The 19152-nt window shown below is 67.3% G+C and carries 17 protein-coding genes; 14 read left to right on the forward strand and 3 right to left on the reverse strand.

The genetic code is table 11. The annotated features are described in order from the left end of the window. The coding region (gene groL / locus WKF39_RS02645) for a chaperonin GroEL (protein WP_340385626.1) at positions 1-1235 on the forward strand (1235 nt) is incomplete at its 5' end. Between the two features lie 167 nt (positions 1236-1402). On the opposite strand, the gene WKF39_RS02650 is transcribed toward groL, so the two are convergent. Next, positions 1403-2281: a tryptophan 2,3-dioxygenase family protein gene (locus tag WKF39_RS02650; RefSeq protein ID WP_340385628.1), complete on the reverse strand. Its 879-nt coding sequence runs from the start codon at positions 2279-2281 to the stop codon at positions 1403-1405. A gap of 51 nt (positions 2282-2332) precedes the next feature. Here WKF39_RS02650 and WKF39_RS02655 point away from each other — a divergent pair, with 51 nt between their 5' ends. The 4 genes from WKF39_RS02655 to WKF39_RS02670 are packed head-to-tail and all read left to right on the forward strand — an operon-like array spanning position 2333 to position 6105. Beyond that, entirely contained in the window at positions 2333-3256 is a 924-nt protein-coding gene (locus WKF39_RS02655) for an ATP-binding cassette domain-containing protein (protein ID WP_340385630.1), read from the forward strand. Continuing rightward, positions 3253-4071, forward strand: a complete 819-nt coding sequence (locus WKF39_RS02660; protein ID WP_340385632.1) for an ABC transporter permease — start codon at positions 3253-3255, stop codon at positions 4069-4071. Before WKF39_RS02655 ends, WKF39_RS02660 begins: the two co-directional genes overlap by 4 nt. Continuing rightward, positions 4061-4762: a hypothetical protein gene (locus WKF39_RS02665; protein WP_340385634.1), complete on the forward strand. Its 702-nt coding sequence runs from the start codon at positions 4061-4063 to the stop codon at positions 4760-4762. The genes WKF39_RS02660 and WKF39_RS02665 overlap by 11 nt, the downstream gene beginning before the upstream one ends. Positions 4763-4818: 56 nt before the next feature. Continuing rightward, positions 4819-6105 (forward strand): GAF domain-containing protein, encoded by a 1287-nt coding sequence (locus WKF39_RS02670; RefSeq protein WP_340385636.1) that lies wholly within the window; start codon positions 4819-4821, stop codon positions 6103-6105. Here the strand turns inward: WKF39_RS02670 and WKF39_RS02675 are convergent. Then, positions 6102-6602 (reverse strand): serine acetyltransferase, encoded by a 501-nt coding sequence (locus tag WKF39_RS02675; protein ID WP_340385638.1) that lies wholly within the window; start codon positions 6600-6602, stop codon positions 6102-6104. The genes WKF39_RS02670 and WKF39_RS02675 overlap by 4 nt on opposite strands. A 99-nt stretch (positions 6603-6701) precedes the next feature. On the opposite strand from WKF39_RS02675, the gene adh reads away from it, so the two are divergent. The 6 genes from adh to WKF39_RS02705 all read left to right on the forward strand — a co-directional run bounded on the left by adh (position 6702) and on the right by WKF39_RS02705 (position 15130). Next, positions 6702-8225, forward strand: coding sequence for an aldehyde dehydrogenase (adh, locus tag WKF39_RS02680; protein WP_340385640.1), 1524 nt, complete (start codon positions 6702-6704; stop codon positions 8223-8225). Further along, on the forward strand, positions 8225-8617 hold the full coding sequence (locus WKF39_RS02685) for a DUF779 domain-containing protein (RefSeq protein ID WP_340385642.1): 393 nt from the start codon (positions 8225-8227) through the stop codon (positions 8615-8617). Before adh ends, WKF39_RS02685 begins: the two co-directional genes overlap by 1 nt. 127 nt (positions 8618-8744) lie before the next feature. After that, the gene (locus WKF39_RS02690; protein ID WP_340385644.1) at positions 8745-11597 is read left to right on the forward strand and encodes a fibrinogen-like YCDxxxxGGGW domain-containing protein; all 2853 of its coding nucleotides are present in this window, start codon (positions 8745-8747) and stop codon (positions 11595-11597) included. Further along, positions 11594-12337 (forward strand): CDP-alcohol phosphatidyltransferase family protein, encoded by a 744-nt coding sequence (locus WKF39_RS02695; RefSeq protein WP_340385646.1) that lies wholly within the window; start codon positions 11594-11596, stop codon positions 12335-12337. Before WKF39_RS02690 ends, WKF39_RS02695 begins: the two co-directional genes overlap by 4 nt. Positions 12338-12348: 11 nt before the next feature. After that, positions 12349-13635, forward strand: a complete 1287-nt coding sequence (locus WKF39_RS02700) for an O-antigen ligase family protein (protein ID WP_340385648.1) — start codon at positions 12349-12351, stop codon at positions 13633-13635. Continuing rightward, the gene (locus WKF39_RS02705) at positions 13628-15130 is read left to right on the forward strand and encodes a polysaccharide biosynthesis C-terminal domain-containing protein (protein WP_340385650.1); all 1503 of its coding nucleotides are present in this window, start codon (positions 13628-13630) and stop codon (positions 15128-15130) included. Before WKF39_RS02700 ends, WKF39_RS02705 begins: the two co-directional genes overlap by 8 nt. Positions 15131-15197: 67 nt before the next feature. Here the strand turns inward: WKF39_RS02705 and WKF39_RS02710 are convergent, their stop codons facing one another. Continuing rightward, the gene (locus tag WKF39_RS02710; RefSeq protein WP_340385652.1) at positions 15198-16490 is read right to left on the reverse strand and encodes a Wzz/FepE/Etk N-terminal domain-containing protein; all 1293 of its coding nucleotides are present in this window, start codon (positions 16488-16490) and stop codon (positions 15198-15200) included. Between the two features lie 395 nt (positions 16491-16885). On the opposite strand from WKF39_RS02710, the gene WKF39_RS02715 reads away from it, so the two are divergent. From WKF39_RS02715 to WKF39_RS02725, 3 genes are all read left to right on the forward strand, one after another. After that, a complete protein-coding gene (locus WKF39_RS02715; RefSeq protein WP_340385654.1) occupies positions 16886-17677 on the forward strand; it encodes a sigma-70 family RNA polymerase sigma factor in 792 nt (263 codons plus the stop codon). Between the two features lie 116 nt (positions 17678-17793). Beyond that, positions 17794-18228 (forward strand): adenylyltransferase/cytidyltransferase family protein, encoded by a 435-nt coding sequence (locus tag WKF39_RS02720; protein WP_340385656.1) that lies wholly within the window; start codon positions 17794-17796, stop codon positions 18226-18228. A 2-nt stretch (positions 18229-18230) separates the two neighbouring features. Beyond that, positions 18231-19151, forward strand: coding sequence for a glycosyltransferase family 2 protein (locus WKF39_RS02725; RefSeq protein ID WP_340385658.1), 921 nt, complete (start codon positions 18231-18233; stop codon positions 19149-19151). Position 19152: the final 1 nt, after the last annotated feature.

The raw sequence follows: 19152 nt of genomic DNA on the forward strand, positions 1-19152 counted from the left end.
TGGCCAAGGACGTCGAGACCAAGGAGCAGATCGCTTCGACCGCCTCGATCTCCGCTGCGGACCCCACGGTCGGCGAGATCATCGCCGAAGCCATGGACAAGGTCGGCAAGGAAGGCGTCATCACCGTCGAGGAGAGCAACACCTTCGGCCTCGAGCTCGAGCTCACCGAGGGCATGCGCTTCGACAAGGGCTACATCTCGCCGTACTTCGTCACCGACGCCGAGCGCATGGAGACCGTGCTCGACGACCCCTACGTGCTGCTGGTCAGCTCGAAGATCTCGTCGGTGAAGGACCTGCTCCCGCTGCTGGAGAAGGTCATGCAGTCCAACAAGCCCCTCGCCATCGTGGCCGAGGACGTCGAGGGCGAGGCCCTCGCGACCCTGGTGGTCAACAAGATCCGCGGCATCTTCAAGTCGGTCGCCGTCAAGGCTCCCGGCTTCGGTGACCGCCGCAAGGCGATGCTGGGCGACATCGCCATCCTCACCGGTGGCGAGGTCATCAGCGAGGAGGTCGGTCTCAAGCTCGAGAACGCCGACCTGTCCCTGCTGGGCAAGGCCCGCAAGGTCGTCGTCACCAAGGAGGAGACCACGATCGTCGAGGGCGGCGGCGAGGCCGACCAGATCCAGGGCCGGGTCAACCAGATCCGCGCCGAGATCGACAACACGGACTCCGACTACGACCGCGAGAAGCTGCAGGAGCGCCTGGCCAAGCTGGCCGGCGGTGTTGCGGTGATCAAGGTCGGCGCGGCCACCGAGGTCGAGCTCAAGGAGCGCAAGCACCGCATCGAGGACGCCGTTCGCAACGCGAAGGCAGCCGTCGAAGAGGGCATCGTCGCCGGTGGCGGCGTGGCCCTGGTGCAGGCGACCGCAGCAGTGTTCGAGAAGCTCGAGCTCACCGGTGACGAGGCGACGGGTGCCAACATCGTGCGCGTCGCGGCTTCGGCCCCGCTCAAGCAGATCGCGATCAACGCCGGCCTCGAAGGCGGAGTCGTCGCTGAGAAGGTCGCCAACCTCCCGGAGGGCCACGGACTCAACGCGGCCACTGGCGAGTACGTCGACCTGATCGCCGCGGGCATCATCGACCCGGCCAAGGTCACGCGCTCGGCGCTGCAGAACGCAGCTTCGATCGCGGCGTTGTTCCTGACCACCGAGGCCGTCGTCGCGGACAAGCCCGAGCCGGTTGCTGCCGGTGGCGGCGCCCCGGACATGGGTGACATGGGCGGCATGGGGTTCTAGTCGCCTCGCAGCGCAACGCCACTTTGCTACGTGATTGAGCGAGGTTGCGCTTCGCGGGTAGCCAACGCGATGTGCTTCCGCCTTTGTTGAGTTCACTCACGTAACACCTAGGAGTCCCCACCCGAGCGAGAGCTTGGGTGGGGACTTCTTACAGTTGCGGCGTGCTGTCAGGGGGCGCCGATGTGGGTCCTGACGTCCAAGAGCTCGGGGAAGAACGTGAGCTCGAGGGCCTTCTGCAGGAAGCCGACGCCCGAGGACCCGCCGGTCCCGCGCTTGAACCCGATGATGCGTTCGACGGTCTTGAGGTGGCGGAACCGCCACAGCTGGAAGCTCCCCTCGACATCGACGAGCTCCTCGCACATCTCGTAGGCGTCCCAATGCGCATCGGGGTCGGCGTAGATCTTGCGTAACACCTCGATCACGCCAGCGTCGGCGACATAAGGCTGCGTCACATCCCGATCGAGCACCGAGGCCGGCACGCCGTGCCCGTGGCGGGCCAGGTAGCGGAGGAACTCGTCGTAGAGGCTCGGAGCCTCGAGATCGGCCTGCAGGGCGGACCGCAGCGACTCATCATGCGCGAAGACCTTGATCATCTGGGGGTTCTTGTTGCCGAGCAGGAACTCGACCGTGCGGTACTGCGGCGACTGGAACCCCGAGGCCATTCCGAGCGAGTCCCGGAACTGCGCGTACTCGATGGGGGTCAAGGTCTCCAGGACGGCCCACTGCTCGAACATCTGCCGCTGGATCGCCTTGACCCGCGCCAGCCGCTTGAGCGCGGGCGCCAGGTCGTCGGCCGCGATCAGCTCGATCGCCGACCGCAGCTCGTGGGTCAGCTGCTTGAGCCACAGCTCGGTGACCTGGTGCTGGATGATGAAGAGCATCTCGTCGTGATGGTCCGACACGGGCTGCTGCGCGGCGAGCAGCGTCGGCAGCTGGAGATAGCTCGCGTAGGTCATCTCCCCGCGCAGGTCGGTCGCGACGCCGTCCTCGATCGGTCGGAAGGCCTCGGACTGCCCAGCCTGATGTGATCCGCCTGGCTCGCTCATACCTGCACGGTATGCCGTGAGCCGCTCGATGCTCCATGACAGGGTGGAGGCATGGCGCTCATCATGGCTCGCGGGCTCGGCAAGTCCTACGGAAGCACGCGCGCGGTCCACGACCTCTCGTTCGAGGTGCACCCGGGCAGTGTCACGGGCTTCCTGGGGCCCAACGGGTCCGGCAAGTCGACGACGATGCGACTCATGCTGGGGCTCGACCGTGGCGAGGGGGTCACGACATTCGACGGCCTGACGTTCGCGCAGCTCGACCGGCCCATGCGCCACGTCGGCGCCCTGCTCGAGGCCAAGCCGTTCCACCCGACCCGCCGGGCGCGCAACCACCTGCGCATGCTGGCGGCTCCCAATCGCATCCCCGACCGGCGCGTTGACGAGGTCCTGGAGATGGTCGGGCTGACATCGGTCAGCTCGGGCAAGCCGGGCAAGTTCAGCCTCGGGATGGGGCAGCGACTCGGCATTGCGTGCGCCCTGTTGGGTGATCCGCACACCCTGATCCTTGACGAGCCGAGCAACGGGCTCGACCCGCAGGGCATCACCTGGCTGCGCACCCTTCTCAAGCACCTTGCTTCTGAAGGTCGTTCGGTCCTCGTGTCGAGCCATCTGCTTCAGGAGATGGCCGTGCTCGCGGACGAGCTGGTCGTGATCGGCCGGGGCCGGATGCTCTCCAACGGGCCGGTCGCGGACTTCCTGACCGGCAGCGGGCTCGCCACGGTGGAGGTCCGTACGCCCGACGCGGCGCTCCTCGCTCCGGCGCTCGCAGCGCTCGAGGCGACGTTCACCGAGGTCGACGGTGTCCTGGTCGTGAAGCATGCGACGGCTGAGCAGATCGGCGACGCCGCCCAGGTTGCCGGGGTCCGGCTGCACCAGCTGGTCACCCGGCAGGCGACGCTCGAGGAGGCGTTCCTTGCGGCGACGGGGATGTCCGAGGAGTTCCGCGGCGCCCAGGCCGAAGGGGGTCAGGCATGATCGACGCTCTGCGCTACGAGTTCGTCCGGCTCCGGACGATCCGCTCGACGTACTGGTTGGTGGGGCTGGCCGTCACGTTCCAGCTGATCATGTCGATGCTGATCGCCTGGCGGATGTCGGTTGCCGCGGATCCGCCCAGTGGTGACAACGCCTTCGACATCCTGGCCACGATCGGCGCCTCGACCGGACTCGCGCCGCTGTTCATCGCCTACATCATCGGCCTCGTCGGAGTCTTCTCGATGGGTCACGAATATCGGCACGGCATGATCCGCGCGACCCTCACGGCGCTGCCGAGTCGCGGGACGGTCTTCGCGGCCAAGGTCGTCTCCACCGCGATCGTCTCTGCGCTCGCGGCGCTCGGCTGCATCGCGATCGCCCTGGCGGGACAGCTGATCTTCGGCCTCGACCTGCCGTCCGGTTCGGAGCTGACCAACCTGACCGGCGGGACCGTCATCTTTGCTGTGCTGTTCTCGCTGTCCGGATTGGCCTATGCCGCGCTGACCCGCAACCAGACCGCCGCAGTCGCGCTGCTGATGCTCGTCCCCACCGTCGTCGAGCAGATCATCAAGGCGATCATCTTGGCGATCAAGTCGACCTCTGATGATCCGCGGGGCACGGGCGGGCTCGTCCAGATCCTCAAGTACCTCCCTTACGATGCGGGCGGGCAGATGTACACCCGGGCCTCGATCGAGGACTTGCTGAGCTTCCTCGGGGTGGCTCCCTTCGGTCCGGTGGGTGGCGGGCTCGTCATGGCCGTCTTCGTCGGGGCACTGCTGGGAGGCTCCTACACGCTATTCATCCGCCGTGACGCCTGAGCACCGCGGACGTCTGCGGGCCGCCGGGGTCGAGGCATCGGCGATCGACCCGTTGACCTGGGAGCTTCTCGGGGATCCCATGCCTGACTGGTGGCACCGCAACGGCAACGCGTTGTACCTCGCCGAAGGCGCCTCGTTGCCGGACCACGTGCTGGCATCGCTCGGGACCATCCCGGTCAGCAACGTGCTGATTGCAGTCGGCACACACATGGAGTGGCTGACGTCGCTACTGATCGGCGGCGACTTCGTCACGGTCTTCCTGGGTCGCGAGTGCGTGCTCACGGCGGGGAGGATCTATTGCGGGGCCGACTCCCACATCGTGCTGCACGGACCCATGATCGCAACGCGCGGCGCCGTCATCGACGCTCGCAATGGCGGCAGCATCATCGCCGAACCGGATCAGCTGTGGGCCTCTGACGTCTATGTTGCGACCGATGACATGCACCGCCTGGAGGACCGCCGCACGGGCGAGCGGATCAACCCGTTCGGTGCCCACATCCGGCTGGGGAAGCATGTCTGGCTGGGCAAGGAGGCCATCGTGACGGGGCACGCAGAGATCGGCGAGGGCGCTGTCGTCGGGATGCGCAGCCTGGTCCGAGGGCAGAAGGTGCCTCCGCACTCCGTTGCGGTGGGCTCCCCGGCACGGATCGTCCGCGAGAACACCTCGTGGAGCCACGGCGACGTGCCCTGACAGCACGCCGAGGCTCGTGACGTGACGGGGATCACAGCGGCCCGTACACTCGCGGCATGGGACGTAGCAACGATCTCGCGATGCCGCCCGGCGCCGACGCGGCGGCACTGTCCCGACATCTCGAGGCTGCGCACGACCAGTTCGTGAGCACGGGTCAGGCCGACCCGGCGCTGCGCCGGCTGGTGCTCGAGTCCTGGCAACGCAGTGTCGACGGTGGCGTGGACCCCGAGAAGCTGCTCGCCCCGATCCGCTTGGACGACGAGTCGCTTGTCGCGATCCGCGACTCGCATCCGCTCGCTCCGGGTATGCCCGTCATCCGTCGTCTGTTGGTCGAGAGTGCCGCTGAGGCCGGCCTGCTCGTCGCGGTCAGCGATGCGGCCGGCCAGCTGCTGTGGGTCGAGGGCGACGCTTCGCTGCGGGCTCGCGCCGAGGGCATGCACTTCCTGGCCGGGGCGGACTGGAGTGAGGCCAGTGCCGGCACCAACGCCCCGGGCACGGCCTTGGCGCTGGACCGCCCAGTCCAGATCTTCGGCCCCGAGCACCTGGCCCGACAGGTCACCCCCTGGAGCTGTTCGGCCGCGCCGATCCATGACCCGGACACCGGGGCGATCCTCGGCGTGCTCGATCTGACCGGCGGGCCGGAGGTCGCAACCCCGCAGAGCCTGACCCTCGTACGCGCGACGGTCGCGGCAGTCGAGGCCGAGCTGCGGATCCACCGGCTCAGCCCGACCGTCCCGGCCGCGGTCGCCACGAGCGGCTGGTCGATCCCAACGCTCGACGTGCTCGGCGGCCACGGCGCGACGCTGCGCCATCGCACGACCACGACCCGACTCAGCCTGCGGCACAGCGAGATCCTCCTGCTGCTGGCCGAGTCGGCCGACGGGATGACCGCCGCCGAGCTGGCGGTCGCCCTCAGCGAGGACGAGCAGGCGCAGGTCACGATCCGGGCTGAGCTCTCGCGCCTGCGCTCGGCGCTGGGGCCGATCGAGCTGGCCTCGCGTCCCTATCGGCTGGGCAACGCGATCAGCACCGACGTCACGCGCGTACGCGACGACCTCACCACCGGTTTGTTGCGCAACGCGGTCGCGCGCTACCGGGGGCCGATCCTGCCGGCCTCGACGGCCCCGGCCGTCGAGCGGCTGCGAGACGAGATCCACATGTATGTCCGTTCGTGCCTGCTGGCAGCAGACGACGCCGACGCCCTGCTGTCGTTCGCCGACACGCCGCATGGCCGCGACGACTTCGAGATCTGGGAGCGGATCCTCGCGATCCTTCCCCCCACGTCCCCGCGGCATGCACAGGTTGCGGCCCACGTGGCTCGGCTCGACCTCGACCTCGGCTAGCGCGGTTCCAGCAGCCGGGCGGGGTTGCCCACAGCGACACCGCCTGCCGGGACATTCTTGGTCACCACGGCGTTGGCCCCGATGCGGGCCCGGTCGCCGATCATGACGCCACCGAGGATCACCGCACCCGAACCGATCTCGACATCATCGCCGATGACGGGGCAGTCGCCGCCGCGCCCGACGTTGCCGAGCGTGACCCCGTGACGCAGCATGACTCCCGAACCGATCACGGTGCTGTCGTTGATGACGAGCCCCACGCCATGACGCAGTCGCGCGCCGGGCCCGATCGACGTCTTCCAGGGGATCTCGATGCCAAGGACCCACTCGACCGTCAGCCGATAGATCACTCCCGCCAGCGCAGCAGGCAACGACAGCACACCCTTGCGATGGCGGCTCGCGACATGGGCCGCACGGAAGGCCACCATGACGATCCTGCCGCGCAGGTCGGGTCTGTTCGCGGCCCAGTCCTGCAGGATCTCGTCGGTCAGTGAGGTCATGGCCCCTGACAGTACGGAGCGCTGCAACCTCGGGGCAACTCCGCTGCAACGCAGGTGTGACTAGCGTCACGGCATCCCCCGATTCATCTAGGAGCCTCCATGAGTGTCTACGCCCAGCCCGGAACCGAAGGAAGCGTGGTCTCCTACCAGCCCCGCTACGACAACTGGATCGGTGGCGAATATGTCGCCCCGGTCAAAGGCGAGTACTTCGAGAACCCCTCGCCGGTCAACGGGAAGGTCTTCTGCGAGATCGCCCGCGGCACCGCGGAGGACATCGAGCTGGCCCTGGACGCCGCTCATGCCGCGGCACCTGCCTGGGGCAAGACCTCGGTGACCGAGCGCGCCAACATCCTCAACAAGATCGCCGACCGCATCGAGCAGAATCTCGAGATGCTGGCCGTCGGTGAGACGTGGGACAACGGCAAACCGGTCCGTGAGTCGCTGGCCGCCGACCTGCCGCTGGTCGTCGACCACTTCCGCTACTTCGCCGGCGCGATCCGTGCGCAGGAGGGCTCGCTGTCGCAGCTCGATGACCAGACCGTCGCATACCACTTCCACGAGCCACTGGGAGTCGTCGGCCAGATCATCCCCTGGAACTTCCCGCTGCTCATGGCGACGTGGAAGCTCGCTCCGGCGCTTGCCGCGGGCAACGCGGTCGTGCTCAAGCCTGCCGAGCAGACGCCGGCCTCGATCATGTTGCTGGTCGAGCTGATCGCTGACCTGCTGCCGGCTGGCGTGCTCAACGTCGTCAACGGCTTCGGCGTCGAGGCAGGCGCGCCGCTCGCCTCGAGCAGCCGCATTCGCAAGATCGCCTTCACGGGCGAGACCACGACCGGCCGGCTCATCGCCCAGTACGCGAGCCAGAACCTGATCGCGGCGACGCTGGAGCTCGGCGGCAAGAGCCCCAACATCTTCTTCGAGGATGTCGCGAGCAAGGACGACGCGTTCTACGACAAGGCGCTCGAGGGATTCGCGATGTTCGCACTCAACCAGGGCGAGGTGTGCACGTGCCCGAGTCGGGGTCTGATCCAGAACTCGATCCTCGAGCAGTTCCTGCCCGCCGCGACCGAGCGGGTCAAGGCGATCACCCAGGGCAACCCGCTCGACACCGACACCATGATCGGCGCCCAGGCCAGCAACGACCAGCTGGAGAAGATCCTGTCGTACTTCGACATCGGGGTGCAGGAGGGTGCGCGCATCATCACCGGTGGCGAGCGGACGGATCTCGGCGGCGACCTGTCCGGGGGCTACTACGTGGCGCCGACGATCTTCCAGGGTCACAACAAGATGCGGATCTTCCAGGAGGAGATCTTCGGCCCGGTCGTCTCGGTGACCGAGTTCGACGACTACGCCGACGCGATGAAGATCGCGAACGACACCCTCTACGGCCTCGGTGCCGGCGTCTGGTCCCGCGACATCAACACCGCCTACCGGGCCGGCCGCGAGATCCAGGCCGGCCGGGTCTGGACCAACTGCTACCACGCCTACCCGGCGCACGCGGCGTTCGGCGGCTACAAGAACTCCGGCATCGGCCGGGAGAACCACAAGATGATGCTGGACCACTACCAGCAGACCAAGAACCTCCTGGTCTCCTACGACGAGAACAAGCTCGGCTTCTTCTGATGGATCAGGTGGAACGGGTCGCGATCACCCCACAGGCTGCGGAGCTCCTCCGCAGCCTGCGGGCTTCGCATGCCAAGCCTTTGATGTTCCACCAGTCCGGCGGCTGCTGCGACGGGTCGGCCCCGATGTGCTTCACGCAAGGGACCTTCCTCACCGGGCCCCAGGACGTGCACCTCGGCGACCTGGACTATGACGGGTCCGAGATTGCGCCGGTATGGATCTCGCGCGAGCAGTTCGGATACTGGTCGCACACGCACATCACGATCGATGTGGTGCCTGGCAGGGGTGCGGGCTTCTCGATCGAGGGTCCGACCGGCAACCGCTTCATCATCCGCTCGCGGATCTTCACCGACGAGGAGTCCGCCGAGCTGGCGACGCACGCTGCTCCGTGACCCAGGTCTCGTCGGATTCGCGGGCATACCGCGTCATGACCAGGCGCTTGAGACCTCTAGCACCTTGTAGGACTCGGCTCTGTCGGCGTCCGTGACTCTGTCAGACAAGCCTGAGGATACTTCTGCCGTGCGAGCCCTTCCCTTCCGTCACGCCCGTGTGTGGTTGGCGGCATCGCTGCTGTCGACGGGTGCGCTCGTCGCGCTGTCCAGCCCAGCCCAGGCCGCTGTGACCAACGACGGGACGACGCAGGCAACCGCTGCAGCCTCCTGCTGGGAGGCCAAGCAGGTCGCGCCGAGCGCCTCCAACGGCACGTACTGGATCCTGACGCCGCAGCTCAAGGCGCCGACCAAGATCTATTGCGACATGACCACCGATGGTGGCGGCTGGGCGCTGGTCGGCCGTGGCCGCGACGGCTGGTCGCTCGCCTACAACGGCAACGGCACCCCCTCGCAGGTCGCCGACACGACAACCGGTACCGCCGCGTTCCAGCCCCGCCAGCTCGACTCCGCGGTCGTCAACGGGTTGCTGGGCGGCCGCCGGCTCGACTCCTTCAGTGACGGCGTCCGAATCCGCCGGGCCGCCAACCAGGCCGGCACGGACTGGCAGGAGGTCCGCTGGACCTATCGCGTCAACTCCCGTGACCGCTGGAACTGGTCGTTCGGCGCCGGATTCCCGCTCGCCACGGCCAACATCGGCGGATCGGCACTCTCGAACGTCACGACATACGAGTTCGGCGCCGACAGCGCATATCGGCGCCTGTGGACGTACGAGAACGTCAAGAACGGCTATGTCCGCGGCTTCAACTTTGGCCAAGGCGGCATCGGCTCGACGTCGGCAAGCAGCTTCATCTACTCCAAGGCCGCCAACGGCGCCTACGGCACGCCTTTCAGCCAGGTGTTCATCCGCCCCAAGCTCCGCACGAGCGATCTGAACTTCTCCTCGATCCCCGCCTCGGGCACCTCCCCGGAGACCATCCGAGCTGCGCCCAGGAACGGTTCGCTCGCCTCGTCGTGGGGAGTGACAGGACTCGGCGCGGCCGGAGCGAGCGAGAACTCCGCCGAGGTGCAGGCCTTTGCCCAGATCGGCAACGTCATGTACGTCGGTGGCAACTTCACGACGGTGCAGAAGGGCTCCGCGGCGACCGGTGCCGACAAGGTGCCCCATCCCTATCTCGCCGCGTTCAACGCCACGACGGGTGACTACATCCCGTCCTTCAAGCCGGTCCTGAACAACCAGGTCAAGGCGCTGCTCGCGCTGCCGAACGGCAAGCTGGCGGTCGGTGGCGAGTTCACCAGCGTGGCCGGCACGGCCCGCAAGGGGGTCGTGGTCCTGGATCCGTCCTCGGGAGACCTCGACGCGTCGTGGACGACCAATTTTGAGAATCGGACCTCCGACTCCAAGGTCTCGGTCCGCGGTCTCGACACCGACGGCACTCACCTGTATGCCACCGGAGCCTTCACCCACCTGACCCGGCCCGGCACGGGCGATCGCTATGCCAAGGGTGGGGCACGCATCTTGTTGTCCACCGGCGTGGCGGACAGCAACTGGAACCCCGAGTTCAACGGCACCGGCACGGCGATCGACGTGAGCGACGACAAGTCGCGGGTCTACTTCTCGGGCTACTTCACGACCGCCAGGGGCGGCACCACCGCGGATCGGGCCGCGGCCTTCAGCACCGCGGCCGGGGCGCCGCGCATCACGCCGGCATGGCAGCCCACATTCAGCACATCAGGGTCTGCGCGCTACCAACAGGCGATCCAGCAGGCCGGCAACAAGGTCTGGCTCGGCGGTTCACAGCACAGCATGTTCTCCTACAACACCAGCACCTTCGCGTTGGAGAACAAGCACGTCACCAAGCAGGGCGGCGACCTGCAGGCCATCACGAAGGGCAACGGCCTGGTCTACGGCGGATGCCACTGCGAGAACTGGAACTATTCGGACACGGCGGCCTACGACTCCCTGACCCCCGGATCGACCAACGTCTCCTGGTCGCAGGCCGACAAGATCTACTACGTCGGGGCGTGGGACCAGGTGACCGGCGACTTCGTCCAGGAGTTCACCCCCGAGATGCGTTCACGGGGTGGCTCGGGCGCCTGGGCCCTCAAGGTCGCAACCGATGGCGTGCTGTGGGCCGGTGGAACGATGACCAGCTCGGTCAAGGAGAACGGCAGCAATCAGTGGGTCGGCGGTTTCGTCCGCTACGCCCCGCGGCCGAGCACGGCCCCGGCCAAGCCCAGCGATCTCAAGGTCGCACTCGACGGATCTGAGGCCGATCTCACCTGGGGCGCCGGCGGGTCCGGTGTCACCTATGAGGTTCTGCGCAACGACCGTGTCGTCGCGACGACCTCGGCGACATCGGCAACGATCCCGGGCGCGACCGGCTCTGACCGCTACTTCGTGCGCGCCGCCGACAGCTGGGGCAATCGCTCGGCCTCCACCGCCGCCGCATCACCTGCCACTGCACCCACCACGCTGGTCCCGGCCGGATCGACGTGGTCCTACTACTTCGACAACACCGCTCCGGTCGCCGCGGGGTGGAAGACCTCAGCGACCGACACCGGCTCATGGCGCACTGGTGCTGCGGCCCTCGGTTGGGGCACCGGCCCGATCGCGACCAACATCGATGTGGCCACTGGCCAGACCCGGGCCCTGGCCTCCTACTACCGCAAGTCGTTCACCGTGACCGACCCCGCATCGCTCGGGACGGTCAGGGTCACGACTCGTGCGGACGACGGGGTGGCTGTCTATGTCAACGGCACCGAGGTCGGCCGCTCCAACCTGCCTGCCGGCGCGATCACGGCGTCGACGTATGCGAGCTCGGCCCCGAGCACCACGACAGCGATCGCCAACGAGGTCACCTTCGACGTGCCGATCGCGCTCCTGCAGGCCGGCTCCAACAGCATCGCGGTCGAGGTGCACTCCAACTATCGCAGCACACCCAGCACCAGCATGGATCTGCGTCTGATCGCCACCTCATGACCCAGGTGACCTCGAAGCGCGGCGGCGTGCGTGCGGCCTACAACGAGCTCGCGCGCGCTCAGAAGAGCGGCGCGGGAGTGCCGTGGTACATGCGGGCGGTCAACCGGCGACTGGGTCGGGGTATCGCCTCGGTCGCGGCACAGGGGTCCTTGACCCCCAACCACATGACCGCTGCGAGCTTCCTCGCGTTTGTCGGCGGGATCGCACTGCTGGTCGTGGCCGAGCCCGGGGCCGCGATGGCGATCGGATCGATGCTGCTGCTCCAGCTGGGTTTTGCGTTCGACTCCGCTGACGGCCAGCTGGCCCGGCTCACCGGCGGCGGGTCACCTGCGGGGGAGTGGCTGGATCACGTCGTCGACTCGGGCCGGCACCTGCTGTTCCACCTCGCCGTGCTGGTCGGGCTCTATCGTTTCACCGATGTGTCCGACGCCGTGCTGCTGATCCCGCTCGCATTCGGCCTGGTCTCGACGGTTCGCTTCTTCGCCCAGATCCTTGCCGAGCAGCTGGCCCGTCGCGATCCCCTCGCCGAACCGGACTCTGTGCCGAGGTTCGGCACCTGGATCCAGGCGCCCGCAGACACGGGCGTGCTCAATTTCGTGGTGCTGCTCTGGCCGTCCACGACTGCATTCCTCTGGGTCTACGGTCTGATGGGTGCGCTCAACGCCCTGCTGCTCGCGGCGACGCTCGTCCGCCGCTACCGGGAGCTGGCAGCGCTGGCGGCACCACCCCAGGTGACCTGACGATGACGCTGATGCGTGACGCTCCGTCGACCGATGCCGCGGCCCGGCGCGACAGCCTGCCGGCGTGGCCGGTGCTCGCCTTGCTGTGGGGCTTCCCGATCTTCTGGATGCTCGGCGCCATCGTCATCAGCGGCGTGCTCCTGACGGTCGTGATGCTGTCCTATCTCGCACACAGCCGGGCCGTCCGATTCGTGCCGGGCGTCTATGCGTTCACGGCGTTCGTGGCCTGGGTCATCCCGTGTGCCCTCATGATCGACTCCACCGCCCGGCTGCTCGGCCTGATGTACCGGTTCTCGATCCTGGCCGTGGTCGGTACGGCCTTCGTCTACACGATCAGCGCCGGCAGCGCCTTGAGCAGGCGCAAGATCGTCAACGGATTGACCTTCGTGTGGTTCGTGACGATCATCGGCGGGCTGCTCGGCATGGCATTTCCCGAGGTGCGGCTGTCGACGCCGGTCGGGATGATGCTGCCGAGCTCGCTGACCAGCAACGACTATGTCTACGATCTGTTCTTCCCACCGTTCGCGGAGATCCAGCATCCCTACGGCTCGCCCCAGACCTTCATCCGTCCGTCGGCGCCGTTTCCCTATGCCAACAGCTGGGGCGTCGCGATCGTGCTGCTCACCCCCGTGGCCACGGCCTGCTTCCTGATGACCCGCTCCCGGGTGCTCCGGGTCGCGATCGTGGTCGGACTCGCGGCGATGATCGGCCCCGCCATGGCAACCGGCAACCGCGGCATGTTCGTGGGGCTGATCCTGGCCGCGGTCTATGTCGTCGTACGACTTGCCGTGCGCAACCGGGCCGCACCCGTCCTGACGATCGCGGTGCTCGGGGTGATCGGGGCTGCCGTGCTGATCGGCAATGGTCTGCTGACCCAGATCTCGACCAGGCAGGAATACGGCGACTCCTCTGGTACCCGCTTCACGCTCTACGGGGAGACGATCGCCCGTACGCTGCAGTCGCCACTGCTCGGCTACGGGGCGCCGAGACCGTCCCCCGCGTCCGAGATCTCACTCGGGACGCAGGGCTACATCTGGACGCTGATGTTCAGCTTCGGGTTCGTCGGCCTCGCGTTCTTCCTGATCTTCCTGTGGGGCACGACCCTCCGCACGTTCCGGGCGCCCGGCGATGTCGACCTGGCGTTGCACAGCGTCCTGATCGTGGCGAGCGTCATCATCGCGGTCTATGGTCTGGACATCATGCAGTACCTCACGATCATGCTGGTGGCGGCGGTCCTGCTGCGACGCCGTTACGGGCTGGACGACACCGGCACCGGCAACACCCGCACCGATGGCTGACACGAGGGCCGAGTCGCGGGGCATCGCCTGGGCAGGTGCGGTCAACCTCCTCGGAGGGGCCGCCGGCTCGATGATCGGGCTGCTGCTCGCGGCGATCGTCGGCCGTCACCTCGGGACGACCGGAGCCGGCACCTACTTCCTGGTCGTCGCGGTCTTCATGATCGCCTCGAGCGTCGCCGAGCTCGGCGCCGACACCGGACAGGTGCGGTTCGTCTCTGCCGCCCCCGCCGTGGATCGGCTTGCCGACCTCCCTCACCTGATCCGTCTGGCGGTCGTGCCGGTCGCGTACACCGGAGTCGTGATCGTCGCGGTCGCGCTGGGCGGGCTCACGGCGTGGCCGTCTCTTGCAGCAGGCCTTCCTCCCGCGCTGCTGGTCACTGCGGCGGCGCTGGTGGTCCTGTCGTCGCTGACCGCGGTGCTCCTCGCGGCGACGCGTGGCATGGGTGATGCCCTGATCTATCCCTTGCTTCAGAACATCGGGCTCCCCGTGCTGCGCCTCGTCGCGGTCATCGTGGCAGTGGGGGCGGGTGTTGAGGTCTCGGGCGTCCTCGTGTCCTGGCTCGCGCCCGTGCCGGTGATCTTCCTGCTCGCTGCCGCGGCAGTGGTGCATCTGCTGCGCCGCGACGTCGGCGCGAATCGGTCCGGCCCGGCTCCCAAGGCCCAACGCCGCCGCCTGTCGGGGGAGTTCTGGGCATTCAGTGGCGCCCGCGGCTTCTCGGCTGCGGTCGAGATCCTGCTCGAGTGGTCCGACGTACTGCTCGTGGGCGCACTCGCATCACCGGCCGAGGCCGGTGTCTATGCGGTCGTGACCAGGTGCGCTCGCGCCAGCGAGGTCGTGCAGTCCGCTGCCCGGATCTCGGTCGGCCCCCACATCAGCGCCGCCTTGGCCCGCAAGGACCCCCGTGAGGCGGGGGAGATCTATGGCCTGGTCTCGGCCGCGATGACCTGGCTCTCCTGGCCCTTCTTCCTGCTGCTCGCGATCTTCGGTGACTCCGTGCTGTCGCTGTTCGGCCCCGGGTTCGAGACCGGTGCCAATGCCCTGGCGATCCTCGGCCTGGCCATGGCGCTGGCGACCGCGGCAGGGACGGTGCAGACGATCCTGCTGATGGGCGGACGAAGCAGCTGGCAGCTGGCCGACAAGTCGGGTGCCCTCGTCCTCAATGTCGGTCTCAACATCGTGCTCATCCCCGTGTGGGGCATCACGGGAGCAGCGGTTGCGTGGGCTGTGACCCTCGTCGTCGATACGGCGATCGTGGTGTTCCAGGTGCAGCGACTGATGGGCGTACGTCCGTCGGCCGGCAACCAACCCCTCCTGCTCGCCGCGGGGCTCGCCCTGGCCGTCGTCGGCACTCTCGGGACAGCCGCGCGGCTGCTGTTCGGCTCGTCGCTGCCTGTGCTCGGCGTGACGATAGTGGTGCTCGCCGCGGCCTATCTGGCGATCAGCTGGCCGCTGCGTCACCGTCTCGGACTGCCCGCGCTCCTGGCATTCCGCTAGAGCCTCGTCGACAAAGGATTCTCCTGCGCGACGAGTCGGGGGTTCTGCTGCGCTGGTCCGCGGGGGGTCAGCGGTTGGCCGCGAGCATGTCTTGCCGCGGGGGAAACAAGGCAGTGAGGGCAACGTCGACGCCCTTGGACTTGAGCAGGCCGGAGAGGCGGCGCAGGGCAGCGGCGTCGTCCGCCGTGGAGCGGGCCAGCAGCACTGCGTCCGAGCGCGTCGCCAGCGCGACCTTGTTGGCATCTGAGGTGAGGTGGGTCGTGTCGATGACGATGACCTCGCCGGCCCACGTGATGCGCTTCTTGTCCGCGGGCCAACCGCGGCTGATCTTGCCTTCGTTGATCGCGCCGGCGTCGACGAAGCGAGCAGCGCGTCCGCGTCGCGAGAGCGCATCGACAAGCTCCTGGCCCGGAGTGGTCGACCTGCCGGAGCCCACTTCGGCGTCGACCATGATCATGAACGGGCCGTCGACACCGATCTCGGTCGGGATCTTGAGCATGAACGCTGCGATGTCCCATGTGTCGGCACGGTTCGAGTCCTTGGTCCCATCGAGCACGATCTGGTCGCCGATCGCATGGAGTCCGTCGACCCCGCCGATCTCGGAATCCTCTTCCTTGCGGAGCAGGGCGATGGGGATGCCTGCGAGGAGCCCGAGGAACACACCTGCAAGGCCCAACGCGACAGGGCCGGGGGTCGACCGCTGCGTGGGCGCCTCAGCGCTGCCCATGATCTGGCCGGGGTTGAGGTCGAAGTTGGTCAGCTCGGCGAGCTTGGTGCCGAGTGCGTCGGCTTGGATGCGGAGCGATCGTTGGGCGATGGGGCTGGCGTATGCCTGCTTGCGGGCATCAGCCTGGATCTCGGCGATCTGCGCATTGGCTGCCTTGACCAGGCGGTCGATTTCACTGGCGGCATCCGTGCGTCGGACCAGGAGGTAGGACTTGGCGACGGCATCAGCGCCCGCGGCAGCCTGCTGGGGAGAGCTTCCGGTGAAGTGGATCGTGAGGATCAGCGAGTCCTCGGGGATCTCGACCCGGGTCGACTTCACGATGCGATCGGCATCGATCGAGTAGCGGGGCTGCAGCTCCTCGGCTGCTGCGACGGCCGCTTTGCGCGAGGTGGCCAGACCCTTCTCGGTCGGCATGCTGACCGAGCGCGCGCTGTCCACCGAGGCGCTGAGCGTCTGGGAGTTCATCGGGTTCACCGAGACCGTGGTGGTCGCGGAGTACTTGGCCGGGATCGCAAACGACGCCGCGACGCCGAGGATGAGTCCGATGATCGCCATGATGGCCACGACAGGCCAATGCCGCCTGAGACTCCCGATGATGTCGGTGAGCTGCGCGGGCTGTGGAGCGGTGGGCATGTGACGGTCCTCGGGTCTGGATCAGGTCCCCGGTCCGGGGAGCTCTATTGACTGAGAGTCCCCAGCCCCACTGGTATGACGATTGTTTCGTCCTTGGTTGGCTGAGGGCTAAGTCACACATCTGTCCAGATTCATGGCGGTTCCCCGCGAGTCGGGAGAAAAACAAATCTCGAAGTGAGCGGTCTTCAAGCGGGAGCAAGCCGGCCACTGGGAAGGGACAAGCTGCGGGGACCAAAAAAATACAGTGATACCGGGGAAAGTCACCCATGATTCAGTGCCGTATGGCTATGGATTGCTATCTCTAACCGTGCAATGCTGCGCGTGCCGTGACAATCGGTTGCCATACGCGGAGACGCCACCACCGGGTCGATCCGCAGCAAATCCAGGGGAAATACGTGCAGGACGTTGACGAAGTTGACGCGCCTGAGGCAGAGCTCTCACTCGCCGAGCGCGACGATGGTGAGTTGTTGTCGCTGGTCCGTCGTGGACATCCACATGCTTACGCCGCGCTGTTCACGCGATACACCTATGCGGCACACCGGTTGGCTCGGCACCTCGGACGCCGCGAAGAGGCGGAGGACGTCGTCTCTGAGTCGTTCGCACAGGTGCTCGATCTCGTGCGAAAGGGCAAGGGTCCGGACCGAGCCTTTCGGGCCTACCTCTTCACCACGATCCGGCATGACGTGGCCCGGCGCGCCAAGGCCGAGCGCCGGGTCGTGCCCACCGATGACGAGCACCGGATCGACACGGTGGTGCCGTTCGGCGGAGGACAGCTCGACGCGTTCGAGAAGTCGGCGATCCGGTCCGCATACGAATCCCTCCCGGCTCGATGGCGGACGGTCCTCTGGCATCTCGACGTCGAGGGACGAAGGCCGCACGAGCTCGGACCAGTGCTGGACCTGACCCCCAACGCAGTGTCGGCCCTTGTCTATCGAGCTCGCTCCGGACTGCGGGAGGCCTACCTGCGGCAGCACGTCAAGCGTGACGGACCGATGGGCGATCTCACCTGCCGGGACACCCGCGCCAAGCTGCCGGCGTTCGTGCGGCGCACGGCGTCCGCCCGCGAGCAGGAACGGACGCTCGCACACCTCGAGGCGTGCGCCGAGTGCATGGCGGTCCACCTGGACCTCCGGGAGGTCAACCGAGGGGTCGGAGCGTTCGCGGAGCCGGCGCCGAACCTCGCTTGACCGGACAGAGGTGACGACTGTCACGGTCCTCCCTGGCGGTTATGTCACGCAGATCCCGTCACGAATCGGGTCGATGCGGCTCTCCTAGGGCAACCCCAACCAAAGGCATGGACCCAGTGAGCGCACGGATGAAGTACGACGTCGGCTACTCCAGCGGCGTCTTCGACATGTTCCACGTCGGGCATCTCAACCTGCTGCGTCGGGCCCGCAACTACTGCCATCACCTGGTCGTCGGGGTCGCGAGCGATGAGTATGTCGAGAACCTCAAGGGCCGCCCGCCGGTGGTGCCCTGCGACGAGCGCATCGACATCATCTCGGCCCTCGGGATCGTCGATGAGGTCATCATCGATCGGTCGCAGGACAAGGCCGCAATCTGGCAGCAGCGCCCCTTCGATGCGATCTTCAAAGGAAACGACTGGCAGGGCACGCCCAAGGGTTACCGGCTCGAGCGCACCATGGCCGACCTCGGTGCCGAAGTCGTCTACTTCCCCTATACGCGTCACACCTCGAGCTCGATGTTGCGGTCGTTCCTGACTGAGCACGAGGAGTGAGCATGCCGTTCGAGCCACCCGCCGTCACCGCGGTCGTGCCGACGCATCGTCGGCCTGAGCTGATGCGCGCGGCCGTGCAGAGCATCGTCGACCAGGGCTATCCCGGCCTGATCGAGATCATCGTGGTCTTCGACGCGTGCGAACCGGAGCTGCCCGATGTTGTCACCGGTCCGCACCGCACGCTGACGGCTGTCGTCAACGAGCGCGTACGCGGCCTGGCCGGAGCCCGCAACATGGGCATACTCCAGGCCAAGCACGAGTTCGTGGCATTCCTCGACGATGACGACACGTGGCTGCCGCGCAAGCTCGAGGCCCAGATGGCGGTCTTCGCCGATCACCCCGAGGTCGGTCTGGTCGGCACCGCGATGCTGGTCGACGACGGCCGCAAGACACATGAGCGTCGTGTGCCCATGACGTCGGTGACGCATGCCGATCTCGTGCGCGACCGGATCGCCGGACTGCACTCCAGCAGCTTCGTGTTCCGCCGCGACGTGCTGGTGGACGAGGTCGGGATGATCGACGAAGAGCTGCCCGGCAGCTACGGCGAGGACTATGACGTCCTGCTCACCACCTCGCGATGCTCCTCGATCCGGCTCGTCAATGAGCCCCTCGTCTCGGTGCGCTGGTCCGGGCAGTCCTACTTCTACGGCAAGTGGGCCCAGTACGCCGCGGGCCTGACCTACCTGCTCGACAAGCATCCTGAGCTGCGTGAGGATCCCGACGCGCTCGCCCGGATCGGCTCCCAGGTCGGATTCGCGCTGGCCGCGGACGGCCAACGCTCGCAGGCCCGAGGGTGGCTGCGGTCAGCACTGCGCACGCAACGGTTCAACGTACGTGCATGGTTGGGCCTCCTGATCTCCTACCGGCTGGCTTCCGCCGGAGCCATCGCTCGCGTCGCCAACAGGTTCGGCAAGGGCATCTGAT

Source organism: Aeromicrobium sp. (genome assembly GCF_037719875.1).
GTDB lineage: Bacteria > Actinomycetota > Actinomycetes > Propionibacteriales > Nocardioidaceae > Aeromicrobium.